We start from the raw sequence: 12,640 nt of genomic DNA, 5'->3' as shown, positions 1-12,640 counted from the left end.
TCGTCGCGGCCTAGCCTGCGGGTATGCCCCCGACCCCTGGCGACGATCCGCTCGGCGCGCTCGACCCGCGAGCGCGACGGGCGGCGCCGCGCGTGCGCATCGCGGTGGGCGCGGCCGTGGTGCTGTTCGTGGCCGCCGTGGCGATCGCCGCGTTGCTGTCGGTCGCGTCCAGCGGCGGCGGCGCACAGGGCTCGATCCTCCCGGCGTCGGAGGAGCGTGGTGCTTCAGCCGGCGGCGCCGAGGTCGCGACCGGCGCCGACGTCGCGCCGCTGCTCGTGCACGTGCTGGGGGCCGTCGCCGCGCCCGGCCTCGTCGAGTTGGCGCCCGGCGCGCGCGTCGTCGACGCCGTGGCTGCGGCCGGCGGGTTCACGGCCGACGCCGATCCGGCGGGCGTGAACCTCGCGCGCCCGGTGGTCGACGGCGAGCAGCTCGTCGTGCTCGCCATGGGGCAGGCGCCGCCTCCGGGGTCGGGCGCCGCCGGCGTCGGCGTCACCGGCGTTTCCGTGCAGGGTGCCGGCGACGGCAAGGTGCACCTCAACACGGCCGACCTGGCCGCGCTCGACACGCTGCCGCGCATCGGTCCGGCGCTCGCGCAGCGCATCATCGACTGGCGCGAGGCGAACGGGCCGTTCACGAGCGTCGACCAGCTGCTCGAGGTGGCCGGCATCGGCGACGCGGTCTTCTCGGGACTCGCCGACCGGGTCGCACCCTGAGTGGGCGACCTCCGCCTGCTGCTGCCCGCGGTTGCGACGTGGGTCACCGCCTGGTGCGCCGTCGCGGCATCCGATGCCGGTCTCGATCCAGCGATCGTCGCGGGATCGATCTGGGCCGCCGCCGCCGCGCTGCTCGCCACGGTCGTCGTCGGGCGCCGGTGCCGGCGGGTCATCATGGTCGCGGCGATCGGGTTGGTCGTGCTCGCCGCAGCGGGGCTCGCCGCCTCATCGGCAGCCGTCCAGCTCGATCGGCGGGCGGACTCGCCGCTCACGGCGATCGCCGCGGCGCACACGAGCGCGAACGTGGTGATCGAGGTGGTCGCGGCGCCTCGGCCGATGCGCGCCATGTGGGCGCAGGCCGGCGAGCCACCGTCGCTGCGGGTCGACGCGCAGGTGGTGGCGGTCGACGGACGGACGGTGACGCCGGTCCCCGTCACGACCACGCTCGACCCGCCGGCGCGTGAGCTCTCCCTGGGCGTCCGCATCGCCATGACCGCTCGCGTCGCTGCGCTCCCGGGCGCCGAGCAGAGCGCCTTCCGCCTCCGGCCCGAGGGCGAGGCCGTGATCCAGGGCCCGCCGCCGGCCTGGCTCGCGTGGGCAGTGGTCCCACGCGCCGATCTCGCGGATGCCGCGACCGGCCTCGACGGCGACGGCGCCGCTCTCGTGCCCGGCCTCTCCATCGGCGACACGACCGCCGTCGGCGCCGAGCTCGACGAGGCGATGCGCGCGAGCTCGTTGAGCCACCTGACGGCCGTGTCGGGCGCGAACTGCGCGATCGTCACCGCGGCCGCGTTCGGGCTCGCGGCGCTGTGCGGCGCCCGCCGGTCGGTGCGTGTGGCTGCGGCGCTGATCGCCCTGGCGGGGTTCATCGTGCTCGTCACACCGCAGCCGAGCGTCGTTCGCGCCGGCGCGATGGCCGTGGCGGTCCTCGTCGCCATCGCGTCCGGGCGTCCGGGCGGGGGAGTCGCCGCCCTCGCGGTCGCCGTCATCGGCCTTCTCGCCTTCGATCCATGGCTCGCCCGCGACTACGGGTTCGCCCTCTCGGCGGCGGCCACCGCGGGGTTGATCCTGCTGGCCGGCCCGCTCGCCGGACGCCTCGCGCGGGTGATGCCCGTGCCGCTCGCCGTCGGGCTGGCGGTGCCGCTCGCAGCACAGCTCGCCTGCCAGCCGATCCTCGTGCTGCTCGACCCGGCCATCGCGCTCTACGGGGTGCCTGCGAACCTGCTGGCGGCTCCTGCCGCCCCGGTCGGTACCGTCGTGGGGCTCGTCGCCTGCCTCGTGCTCCCCGTACTGCCCGCCGTGGGCGCCGCCCTCGTGCAGGTGGCCTGGCTGCCGGCCACGTGGATCGCGCTCGTCGCCCACGGCGCGTCCTCGCTCCCGGGCGGGCGGCTGGTGTGGCTGCCGGATGCCCCGGGGGCGCTCCTGCTCGCGGCGTGCACTGCCCTCGTCTTGGTGCTCGTCTTCGCCACCAGATCCCGCACGAGGGCCTGGGCCGGCGTGGTGCTCGCGGTCGTCCTGGCGGTGCCCGTCGGGATCTCCGCCGGCGGACCGCTCGTGGTCGGCGCGACGCGGCCCGGCGACTGGGACCTCGCGGCCTGCGAGGTGGGGCAGGGCGACGCGATGCTCGTGCGTGTCGACGAGGCGACCGCCCTCATCGACACGGGGCCCGATCCCGCCGCCCTCGACCGCTGCCTCGGACTGCTGGGCATCTCCCGGATCGACCTGCTCGTCATCACCCACTGGGACGCCGACCATGCCGGCGGTGCCGAGGCAGTGATCGGCCGCGTCGACACCGTGCTGCACGGTCCGCTCGACGGGGACCGCTCCGACCGCGTCCTCGGGCCGCTCGGCGACGCCGGCGCCGAATCCGTTGAGGTCGTCGCCGGCGATCGCGGCACGCTCGGCGACGCGTCGTGGCGGATCGCGTGGCCGAGACCCGATGCTGCGCCGGGCAACGATGCCAGCGTCGTGCTCGACCTCGAGGCATCCGGCTACCGCGCCGTCTTCCTCGGCGACCTCGGCGAGGAAGCGCAGGCGGGACTGCTGCGGTCGACCGAGTTGGGCCGCGCCGACGTCGTGAAGGTCGCGCATCACGGCTCCGCAGACCAGAGCGAGCGCATCTACCAGGAGCTCGCCGCCACGGTCGGGCTCATCGGCGTCGGTGCCGACAACGGGTACGGGCATCCGACGGCGCAGCTGCTCGAGCTGCTCGCGGCGTCGCGGACGACGGTCGTGCGCACCGATCGCTCGGGAACCTGCACGCTCACCGCCGACGGCGACGGCGAGTTCGGCCTCTGGTGCGAGCGCAGCGGCGTCGGTGCCCGCTCGTAGACTTGAGCGGAACGGGAGGTGCGGTGGCGGCACGATCAGGTACGGCGAGGTCGGGCGCGGCGCGATCCGGCGCGGCGGCGCGCACCAGGGTCGCCATTCCGCAGCTCGCATGGAACGAGGTGCGGCCCGCTCCGGTGGTGCTCATCTCCGGTCCCGAGGGGGTGCTCGCCGAGCGCGCCGGCGGCATGCTCCGCGACTTCCTGCGCTCCGAGGATCCGTCGCTCGAGGTGAGCGACCTCGAGGCCGACGGCTACCGCCGCGGAGAACTCCTCACGCTCGCGAGCCCGTCGCTCTTCGGCGAGCCGCGCCTCATCCGCGTCGGCGCCGTCGAACGCGCGAGCGACGATTTCCTCCTCGACGCGCTCGACTACCTCGAGCAGACCGCGGAGTCCACGACCCTCGTGCTCCGCCACGCCGGCGGGCAGCGCGGCAAGAAGCTCCTCGACGCCATCCGGGCCGGCACCGGCGGCGGCATCGAGATCGTGTGCGCCGAGCTGAGGCGCGAGACCGAGAAGCAGGACTTCGTCGTGGCCGAGTTCCGCGCGGCCGGGCGCAGCATCAACGCGCGGGCCCTCCGGTCGCTCGTCGCCGCGTTCAGCGACGACCTCGGCGAGCTGTCGGCCGCGTGCCGGCAGCTGATCGCGGATGCCCCGGGCGAGATCACCGAGCAGGTCGTGGCGCGCTACTACGGCGGCCGCGTCGAGACGAACGCGTTCGCGGTCGCCGACGCCGCCATCGCCGGCCGTCACGGCGAGGCGCTGATCGCCCTCCGACACGCGCTCGACAGCGGCGCCGACCCCGTGCCGATCGTGGCCGCGTTCGCGATGAAGGTGCGCACGATGGCGCGCGTCTCGGGCGTGCGCGGCGGCGGACCCCAGGTCGCGTCCTCGCTCGGCCTGGCGCCGTGGCAGGTCGACCGGGCCCGTCGCGACCTCGCCGGCTGGACCGACGAGGGCCTCCAGCGCGCCATCAGCTCATTGGCGGCAGCGGATGCCGCGGTGAAGGGCGCCGAGCGCGATCCCGTGTTCGCGCTCGAACGCCTCATCGGCGTCATCTCCGCGCGCGGTCGCGATCTCGCCTGAGCCGCACAGGCCCCTCCGACAAGCCGGCCTCCTGCCGGCATCGCCCCGGCAACGACGAAGGCCCCGCACGACGTGCGGGGCCTTCGTCAAGAGCCTGGTGCGTCAGAGCGCGGCGGCCTGCTTCGCGATCGCCGACTTGCGGTTCGCGGCCTGGTTCTGGTGGATCACGCCCTTGGAGACGGCCTTGTCGAGCTTGCGCGACGCGACGCGCACAGCGGCGGTGGCCTTCTCCTTGTCGCCGGCGGCGATCGCCTCGCGGGCGGCGCGGACGACGGTCTTCAGCTCGCTCTTGACGGCCTTGTTGCGCTCCTCGGCCTTGCGGTTGGTGCGGATGCGCTTGATCTGCGACTTGATGTTTGCCACGTGGGTGTTCTTTCGTTCGAGTGCGGGTACCGGATGTGCCGCGCGCGGTAGAGGGGCCGACGCGGCGTCTCGTGCGGGGTGGGACCCACACGCAAGCCAACAGACAACGATACCAGTTCGCCCACGACGGCACCAAAGCGAGCGGCGCCGGATGCCTCGGGGCCCTCAGCGATCGGGCGGGACGAACTGGCTGGCGGTGAACAGGCCGCCCTGCGGGTCGCGGATGACGGCGTCGTGCGTCCACTCGGTGTCGATCGACGACACCACCTGTCCGCTCAGGCGCTCGGCGATGGCGGCGGTGTCGTCGCGGTCCGCCACCGTGAAGCTCATGTGCCATCGAGACGGCGCGTCGACGGGCAGCGGGTCGAGCCAGGCGATCGCGTCCTCGAACCCCTGCGGCGTGGCGACGCTCGCCTGTCGTTCGCGGATGCCGGGATCGACCGTCGCGGCCAGGTGGTCGCCGTATCCCGGCATCCGGATGAGCGTCGCGAAGCCCTGGGCGGCGAACTCCCAGCCGAACACGCGCGTGTAGAACGCCGGCTCCGCGGCATCCGTCGTCTGCAGGTAGGCGAAGTTCCACGCCCCGGGCTCGTTCACGGCCTGCACGCCGGCCCGCGTGCCGGCCTGCCAGAGCCGGAACGCGGCGCCGGCGGAATCGGTCGCCAGGGCTGCTCGGCCGGCCTTCCCCGCCTCGACCGGCCCCGTCGTGATCGCGCCGCCGGCCTCGACGATCCGCCGAGCTGCGGCCTCGACGTTGGCCACGGCGACGTACATGTTCCAGGCAGGCGGGGCATCGGGCGACACGACGTGCGCCGCCAGCCCGGCGGCCTCCCGGCCGTCGTGCCGGGCCACGACGTAGGCCGTGTCGCCGTGGGGTCCCTCGGCGGACTCGAAGCTCCAGCCGAACAGCCCGCCGTAGAACGCCATGGCCGCCGGGAGGTCGGGCTGCTCGATATCGATCCAGGAGGGCACGCCCTCGGGATACGTCCTCGTCTCGTGCATGGGATCACCTCGTCGTGCACGACCCTCGTCCAACCGCCCGCTCGCCGCAAGGGGTGGTGGCGTCCGCGCGTCATCCGGCCGTCGCCGCGGGACGCTCCCCGGCCGCCGCCGTCCGCCGGCGCGACACCGACGCGCGCCGTTCGAGCTCGGCGACCGCGCCGAGCACCGCCGCGGTGAACTCCTCGGGACGGGCGAGGCTCACGAGGTGGGTCGCGCCGGGCACGACGACGAGGCGTCCGTCGCGGGTGGCCCGCAGCATCCGCCGCTCCTCGATGCGGAAGTGATCGAAGCGGCCGTTGACGAGCCAGACCGGCACGTCGATGCGGGCCAGCGCGTCCTCGGGGTCGAGCGCGGCGACGGCGGTGAGCACCGGTTCCATGACGTCGAGCGCCACGCCGCCCGCGAGCACGTCGGCGACGCTCTCGCGCGGGAGGAAGACGCGCACCATGAGGTCGTTGAGCGCCCGTCCGCGGTCGGGCAGCCGGCCGATGGCGTCCGCGAGCCGCCGGTAGCCCGCGAGCCCGGCGCCGCGGGGTCGAGTGCCGCACGACGCGGCGACGAGGCCGTCGATCCGGCCCGGATGCGTCGCCGCGTACTCGATTCCGAGGTAGCCGCCGAGGCTGAGCCCCACGAGCAGCCGCGGCGTGCGGCCCGACCCGGGCGCGACGGCGTCGGAGCCCGAGTCGAACCCGGAGCCTGAGTCGGATTCGGAATCCGCCGGGAACGCCTCGTCGATCACCCGCATCGCCGCCTCGACCGAGAACGGCTCGCCCATGCGCGTGCCGTGGCCGGGCAGGTCCACCGCGACCGCGTCGATGCCGTGATGCGCGAAGGCCGCCACCTGACGCCGCCACATCGTCGCCGAGGTGCGGAGTCCGTGCACGAGCACGACGTGGGCGCGCGGCATCCGTCAGCCCGCCCTGATCGCCCCGAGCTCGCGGGCCCGCGCGACCGCGGCCGTGCGCGAGCCGACGCCGAGCTTCGTGAAGATGTGGACAAGGTGCGACTTCACGGTCGCCTCGCTGAGGAAGAGCGTGCGCCCGATGTCGCGGTTGGAGCGGCCCTCCGCGACCAGTGTGAGCACCTCCGCCTCGCGAGCGGTGAGGCTGTCGGCCGCCTCCCGCGAGGCGCGCAGGCGCGACGAGACGGCGGGTGCGAGCGCGGACTCGCCCGTCGCCGCGGCGCGGACGGCGGCGACGAGCTCGCCGGGCGGGGCGTCCTTGAGCAGGTAGCCGCTCGCGCCCGCCTCGATGGCGCCGAGGATGTCGGCGTCGGTGTCGTAGTTCGTGAGCACGAGCACGCGCGGCGCGCCCTCGTGCGAGCGGATGCGCCGGGTCGCCTCGGCGCCCTGCATCGCGCCGGGGAACTGCAGGTCCATGAGCACGAGGTCGACGTCGGATGCCGCGGCGAGCCGCACCGCGTCCTCGGCCGTCGCCGCCTCGCCGACCACCTCGAGGTCGGCCTCCGACTCGAGCATCGCTCGGATGCCCGCCCGGACCACCGGATGGTCGTCGCCGAGCAGCAGCCGGATCATGCCGCCCCCACCGGGATGCGCACCGATACCGCGGTGCCCTCGCCGGGCGCCGACTCGAGCTCGATCGACCCGCCCTGGCGTTCGGCCCGCTGGCGCATCGCCCGGAGACCGAACGCGACGCCGTCGACCTCCTCCCGTTGCGCGGCCGCCGGGTCGAAGCCCACGCCGTCGTCGACGACGTCGAGCGCGACCTCGTCGCCCAGGTAGCTCAGCGTGAGCTCGGCGCGGCCGGCGTCGGCGTGGCGGAGCACGTTGGCGAGCGCCCCCTGCGCGATTCGCAGGAGCGTCGCGTCCACCGCCATCGGAAGCAGCGTGGGCTCGCCGCTCGTCCGGAAGCTCACGCGCGTCGCCGACCCCGACTGCTCGGCCTGCTCGTTCACCGCGTCGGTGAGGCGCCGCAGCGCGGCGGGCAGGGTCTGCTCGTCGAGCGAGCGCGGGGTGAGCTCGCGGATGAACCGGCGAGTCTCGCCCAGGTTCTCGGCCGCGGTCTCGCGGGCGAGGCGGAGCTTCTCGCGCGTCGGCTCGTCGACGACGTCGCGCTCGGCGGCGTGCAGCAGCATCTGGATGCTGGAGAGGCCCTGCGCGACGGTGTCGTGGATCTCGCGGGCGATGCGCTCGCGCTCGGCGAGGGTGCCGGCCTCGCGGCTCGCGGCGGCGAGCTCCTCGCGGGTGGCGAGCAGGTCCAGGATGAGCGCCTGCCGGTCGCGGGTCTCCTGGGACATGGCTCGGTAGCCGAGCCCGATCACGATCGCGACGCCCGCGCTGATGAGCGGGCCGAGGATCGTGCCGACCGCGAGCCCCAGGTGGGTCGCCGCGCCCCAGACGGAGATCCCGAACGTGACGACCACGAGCGGCACCGCGACGGCCGCCGGCAGCACGTGCAGCTCGATGAAGAAGAGGGGGAACGCGAGGAACGCGGCATCCGGCGTCAGGGCCGACATCGCGACCCACAGCGCGAGCAGGGCCACGAGCCAGGCGACCCGCGCCCACGTCGGGAAGTGCCGGTGCGCGGCGGCGACGCCCGCGGCGTACCACGCGAGGAAGGCGATCGCGAGGACGGTGACGGGGACCTCGGCGGGCGCGTCGTCGAGCAGCGCCCGGACGACCACGAACAGCGTGAGGCCCGCGACGAGCAGGTGCAGTCCGAGCCGGAGCGTCAGGAACACCGGGCGCAGGGCGGATGGCGCCACGCGCGCGTCGGGCACGTCGATCACGGTCATGGTGCTTCGAGCGTAATCCCGGCGCCTGCGGGCGGCATCCGTCGAAAGTGGGACCACTCGGGCGGTGACGCAGCACTGTTCGCTCGACCTCGGGGAGCGCGAGCCGTCGAGCGCGGGAGATCGGCGCTCCGAGTCATGGGAGAATCGTCGGGATGTCTCCGAGAGCCTCCGACCCGCCGGTGCCCGCCGCCACCGATCCCGCGCTGATCCGCAACTTCTGCATCATCGCGCACATCGACCACGGCAAGTCGACGCTCGCCGACCGCATGCTGCAGATCACGGGCATCGTGTCCGACCGCGACATGCGCGCGCAGTACCTCGACCGCATGGACATCGAGCGCGAGCGCGGCATCACCATCAAGAGCCAGGCCGTGCGCATGCCGTGGCAGCTCGGCGACACGTCGTACGCGCTGAACATGATCGACACCCCCGGTCACGTCGACTTCAGCTACGAGGTCTCGCGCTCGCTGGCGGCGTGCGAGGGCGCGATCCTGCTCGTCGATGCCGCGCAGGGCATCGAGGCGCAGACGCTCGCGAACCTCTACCTCGCGCTCGAGAACGACCTCGAGATCATCCCCGTGCTCAACAAGATCGACCTGCCGGCCGCCGAGCCCGAGAAGTACGCGAAGGAGCTCGCCGACCTCATCGGCGGGTCGCCCGACGACGTGCTCCGCGTCTCGGGCAAGACCGGCATGGGCGTCGAGGACCTGCTCGACCGCGTCGTCGAGCGCATCCCGGCGCCGGTCGGCGATGCGGATGCCCCGGCCCGCGCGATGATCTTCGACTCCGTCTACGACAGCTACCGCGGCGTCGTCACCTACGTGCGCATGGTCGACGGCAAGCTCAACCCGCGTGAGCGCATCCAGATGATGTCGACGAAGGCGACCCACGAGATCCTCGAGATCGGCGTGAGCGCGCCCGAGCCGACCCCCACGAAGGGCCTCGGCGTCGGCGAGGTCGGCTACCTCATCACCGGCGTGAAGGACGTGCGCCAGTCGAAGGTGGGCGACACGGTGACGACGGCGGTCAAGTCCGCGACCGAGCCGCTGTCGGGCTACACCGAGCCGCTGCCGATGGTGTTCTCGGGGCTCTACCCGATCGACGGCAGCGACTACCCCGAGCTCCGCGAGGCGCTCGACAAGCTCAAGCTGTCGGATGCCGCGCTCGTCTACGAGCCCGAGACGTCGGTGGCCCTCGGCTTCGGCTTCCGCGCCGGGTTCCTCGGCCTCCTGCACCTCGAGATCGTCACCGAGCGCCTGCGTCGCGAGTTCGGGCTCGACATCATCAACACGGCGCCGTCGGTGGTCTACGAGGTGACCACCGAAGACAAGAAGACCGTCACGGTCACGAACCCCAGCGAGTTCCCGACCGGCGGCAAGATCGCCGAGGTCCGCGAGCCCATGGTGAAGGCGGCCATCCTCGCGCCGAAGGACTACGTCGGCACGATCATGGAGCTCTGCCAGTCGCGTCGCGGCAGCCTCCTCGGCATGGAGTACCTCGGCGAGGACCGAGTCGAGATCCGCTACGACATCCCGCTCGGCGAGATCGTGTTCGACTTCTTCGACCAGCTGAAGTCCAAGACGGCCGGCTACGCGAGCCTCGACTACGAGCCCTCGGGCGAGCAGGCCGCCGACCTCGTGAAGGTCGACATCCTGCTCCAGGGCGAGCAGGTCGACGCGTTCAGCGCCATCGTGCACCGCGACAAGGCCTACGCCTACGGCGTGCTGATGACCGGTCGCCTGCGCGAGCTCATCCCGCGGCAGCAGTTCGAGGTGCCGATCCAGGCGGCGATCGGCGCGCGCATCATCGCCCGCGAGTCGATCCGCGCGATGCGCAAGGACGTGCTGGCGAAGTGCTACGGCGGCGACATCACCCGCAAGCGCAAGCTCCTCGAGAAGCAGAAGGAGGGCAAGAAGCGCATGAAGATGGTCGGCCGCGTGGAGGTGCCCCAGGAGGCGTTCATCGCCGCGCTCTCGGGCGAGACCGAGAAGCGCGATACCAACAAGAAGTAGTCCGTGGACGGATGTGACGGCAAGTCGGCGCGCGGCGTTGCTTGAAATAGCAGGCCTTCGGGCCTCTAGGCGCTCAGCCGCTTGAGGAGCCGCTCCGCCTCTGCCTCACTGAGCTTCAGCGTGGTTCGGTCGACCCAGAGGACGGTGGCGACTCCGCAGACACGCGATCCTTCGTACATCCGCAGCACATCGTCCGGCGCGACGTCCCACCACTGCGGGACGTTGTCGGCGAACAGCGGAATGATGATGGCGTCGGTTGTGTCGCCCGGGCGGATATTGGACGTGCTGAATCCGAGAACCGGAGCGCCGGTCTGGTCGCCATCCGGCCAGCCCGGAAGTCCCCAGTTCGGACGGTACTGCATCCGCACATCGGTCGAATTTCCGCCGAGCAACGGGGTGCGCCGTCCTCCTGCCTCGGTGGTCGTGAAGGCGAGTCGAATGCCGATGGCTGGGCAGGCGTCGGTCATGGCCTCAATCATCGTGGAGAAGTGCGCTGACACGGCCGTTCGCCGCAATCTCTGCCGAGACCGAGAAGCGCGATACCCGCAAGAATAGCTAGTCGACAGGGGAAACGGGCGCAGCCTCGCGAGCGTCGTCGCGTAGCCGGGTCTCGCGTACATATCGCACGACCGACCAGACGTATGCGACGACGACGGCGGCGCTGAAGAGGGTCAGTGCCCAGTCCATTCCGAAGATGACCCACATCGGGACGGCCGGACTCCGCCCGCCGCCGCCGACGAAATGCATCCAGTCGCCGCCAGCCTCGTCGAAGACTGACCACGCTACGAATTGAGCCCACATGGCGACGCCGACGAAGAGCAGTGCGATGAATGCGTCGCGGATGGACGGTGCCGGTTGCGCGTCTCTTGCCACTCGGCAACCGTACCCGACACGTCCTTAGCTAGCCGTCGCCGCGGTCGGTAGCCGACTCGCGGGCGTGCGCCTCCCATGCGAGCGCCCGCCAGACGCCGACGAGGAGCGTTTCGCGCGTCCCCGCGTCGACGAGATCGAGCTCGCCGCGAGCGACGTGAATCGGCGAGCTCGGGCGGGCGTCGAAGTCGAGCACGAGCTCGCGGCCGTCGGCGGTCGTGAACCGGATCGCGACGGAGGCGAGCGGCGGGCGGGTGTTGCTCACGGGGCGAGCATCGCACCGGCCGCCGACGTCGGCGGGACGGCACCGCACGCGACGAGACCACTGAGAAGACCCATCTAGGGGCTACTAGGGGGATTCGGGGCGTTTCGTCACTGGTACGCCGCCACGGGTCCACGAGGCCCGGAACGACGCGGATGTTGGGCGGTGACGGTTCCGTCACCGATCGCCACCCTTCGTCACTCAGGGGGAGGCCAGGGCGTTTACACGCTCCAGCTTCTGCCGCGAAGCGCTCAGCGCCCCGTAGAAGGCGAAAGACCCCGGACCGCCTCATGGGAGGACCCAGAGGCCGAAAGGCAACCAACAATCCGCACAGAATTGATGAGGCGGCGATCTGTTCGGGTGAGAGATCAGCACGGCGTTCGCCGCTAGCATCTCGACAGGGAGGCGAGATGTATCTCTACGAAGTGCTGACAGTCGTTCTGCGGCCTGCTGATGGGGAACGGGGATCGAGCGAAATCGACCCCCTCGCCGTGGCCGCCTTCGTAGTGGCCGTGTTCGCCGCGGTCATTTCAGGCATCGCCATGTGGCGGACTCATTTCTCCCGCGGAAAGTTGATCTGGGCACCGGGAATCGCGAGCCTCTCCGTTTCCCGCTTTCGAAATGACGGCGGACCATCCGGTTCAGGCTGGATCGTCCCGGATCTCGCTATCCCGGTAACCATCGCGAACACCGGTGCGCGGGCGGTCGTGATTCGGGGGCTTCGGGTAAGAGTTGATTATCCGGGCCTTCCGATTCCGGACGCGCACGAGATCTGGGAGCTGAACTGGGAGCTCGATACGGAGACTGAGCTCGGATCGGGGCCGCGCCGTCCGTCTCTTGAGGCGCGTCGCGGGCCGGGAACGCCGTTCATCGTGCTTCCGAAGTCCAGTATCGACAAGCGGTTTCTGTTTTGGAGTCGTTGGGAAAAGCCCGTCGTTCAGCGGCTCACCTTCACTCTCGAAGTGTGGACCTCGCGGAAGCCGAAGTGGCGAAAAGTTGAAGTCTGGGAGGGCGAGCTCAGGGATTTCGATTGGGTGGGGGTGGCCAAGAGGGGTTATCGAGTTGGCCTCGTGCCCGCCGGGCAGTCAGCGGCACGCTTCCACAAGGTGACGACCCCCGCTGACCTTCACGACTACACCGGGCCGAAGGAGCCGATCCCCGAAGTCAGCTAGAGGCCGGCACGCTTTATCGACCCGGGTGCGAGGCGCGATCAGCGGGCTTGGGGCCACGACGGAGCGCCGACGAGGCGGC

The 12,640-nt window shown here is 72.0% G+C and carries 13 protein-coding genes; 5 read left to right on the top strand and 8 right to left on the bottom strand.

Annotation, left to right across the window (positions count from 1 at the left end):
- The first annotated feature begins 23 nt into the window (after positions 1 to 23).
- The 3 genes from FYC51_RS18155 to holA are packed head-to-tail and all read left to right on the top strand — an operon-like array spanning position 24 to position 4,126.
- Positions 24 to 713 (top strand): ComEA family DNA-binding protein, encoded by a 690-nt coding sequence (locus FYC51_RS18155; RefSeq protein ID WP_148735149.1) that lies wholly within the window; start codon positions 24 to 26, stop codon positions 711 to 713.
- Positions 714 to 3,044, top strand: coding sequence for a ComEC/Rec2 family competence protein (locus FYC51_RS18150; protein ID WP_148735148.1), 2,331 nt, complete (start codon positions 714 to 716; stop codon positions 3,042 to 3,044).
- A gap of 23 nt (positions 3,045 to 3,067) precedes the next feature.
- Positions 3,068 to 4,126 (top strand): DNA polymerase III subunit delta, encoded by a 1,059-nt coding sequence (gene holA, locus FYC51_RS18145; RefSeq protein ID WP_148735147.1) that lies wholly within the window; start codon positions 3,068 to 3,070, stop codon positions 4,124 to 4,126.
- A gap of 102 nt (positions 4,127 to 4,228) precedes the next feature.
- Here holA and rpsT read toward each other — a convergent pair whose 3' ends face one another.
- From rpsT to FYC51_RS18120, 5 genes are all read right to left on the bottom strand, one after another.
- Complete coding sequence (gene rpsT, locus FYC51_RS18140) at positions 4,229 to 4,489, bottom strand: 30S ribosomal protein S20 (protein ID WP_129191694.1); 261 nt, start codon at positions 4,487 to 4,489, stop codon at positions 4,229 to 4,231.
- 165 nt (positions 4,490 to 4,654) lie between these two features.
- The gene (locus tag FYC51_RS18135) at positions 4,655 to 5,491 is read right to left on the bottom strand and encodes a VOC family protein (protein ID WP_148735146.1); all 837 of its coding nucleotides are present in this window, start codon (positions 5,489 to 5,491) and stop codon (positions 4,655 to 4,657) included.
- A gap of 70 nt (positions 5,492 to 5,561) precedes the next feature.
- A complete protein-coding gene (locus FYC51_RS18130; protein ID WP_148735145.1) occupies positions 5,562 to 6,398 on the bottom strand; it encodes an alpha/beta fold hydrolase in 837 nt (278 codons plus the stop codon).
- A 3-nt stretch (positions 6,399 to 6,401) separates the two neighbouring features.
- Complete coding sequence (locus FYC51_RS18125; RefSeq protein ID WP_148735144.1) at positions 6,402 to 7,025, bottom strand: response regulator; 624 nt, start codon at positions 7,023 to 7,025, stop codon at positions 6,402 to 6,404.
- Entirely contained in the window at positions 7,022 to 8,245 is a 1,224-nt protein-coding gene (locus FYC51_RS18120; protein ID WP_148735143.1) for a sensor histidine kinase, read from the bottom strand. The genes FYC51_RS18125 and FYC51_RS18120 overlap by 4 nt, the downstream gene beginning before the upstream one ends.
- 152 nt (positions 8,246 to 8,397) lie before the next feature.
- On the opposite strand from FYC51_RS18120, the gene lepA reads away from it, so the two are divergent.
- Positions 8,398 to 10,257, top strand: coding sequence for a translation elongation factor 4 (gene lepA, locus FYC51_RS18115; RefSeq protein ID WP_148735142.1), 1,860 nt, complete (start codon positions 8,398 to 8,400; stop codon positions 10,255 to 10,257).
- 65 nt (positions 10,258 to 10,322) lie between these two features.
- On the opposite strand, the gene FYC51_RS18110 is transcribed toward lepA, so the two are convergent.
- From FYC51_RS18110 to FYC51_RS18100, 3 genes are all read right to left on the bottom strand, one after another.
- Positions 10,323 to 10,724: a hypothetical protein gene (locus FYC51_RS18110; protein ID WP_187432719.1), complete on the bottom strand. Its 402-nt coding sequence runs from the start codon at positions 10,722 to 10,724 to the stop codon at positions 10,323 to 10,325.
- An 88-nt stretch (positions 10,725 to 10,812) separates the two neighbouring features.
- On the bottom strand, positions 10,813 to 11,130 hold the full coding sequence (locus FYC51_RS18105; protein ID WP_148735140.1) for a hypothetical protein: 318 nt from the start codon (positions 11,128 to 11,130) through the stop codon (positions 10,813 to 10,815).
- A gap of 28 nt (positions 11,131 to 11,158) precedes the next feature.
- Entirely contained in the window at positions 11,159 to 11,392 is a 234-nt protein-coding gene (locus FYC51_RS18100; RefSeq protein WP_148735139.1) for a hypothetical protein, read from the bottom strand.
- A gap of 407 nt (positions 11,393 to 11,799) precedes the next feature.
- Here FYC51_RS18100 and FYC51_RS18095 point away from each other — a divergent pair, with 407 nt between their 5' ends.
- Positions 11,800 to 12,561 (top strand): hypothetical protein, encoded by a 762-nt coding sequence (locus tag FYC51_RS18095; protein ID WP_148735138.1) that lies wholly within the window; start codon positions 11,800 to 11,802, stop codon positions 12,559 to 12,561.
- Positions 12,562 to 12,640: the final 79 nt, after the last annotated feature.

This window comes from Agromyces mariniharenae (assembly GCF_008122505.1).
In the GTDB taxonomy this organism is placed as follows: Bacteria; Actinomycetota; Actinomycetes; order Actinomycetales; family Microbacteriaceae; genus Agromyces; species Agromyces mariniharenae.
Note: the sequence above shows the minus strand (reverse complement) of the source record. Positions and strands in the feature narration are given on the sequence as shown.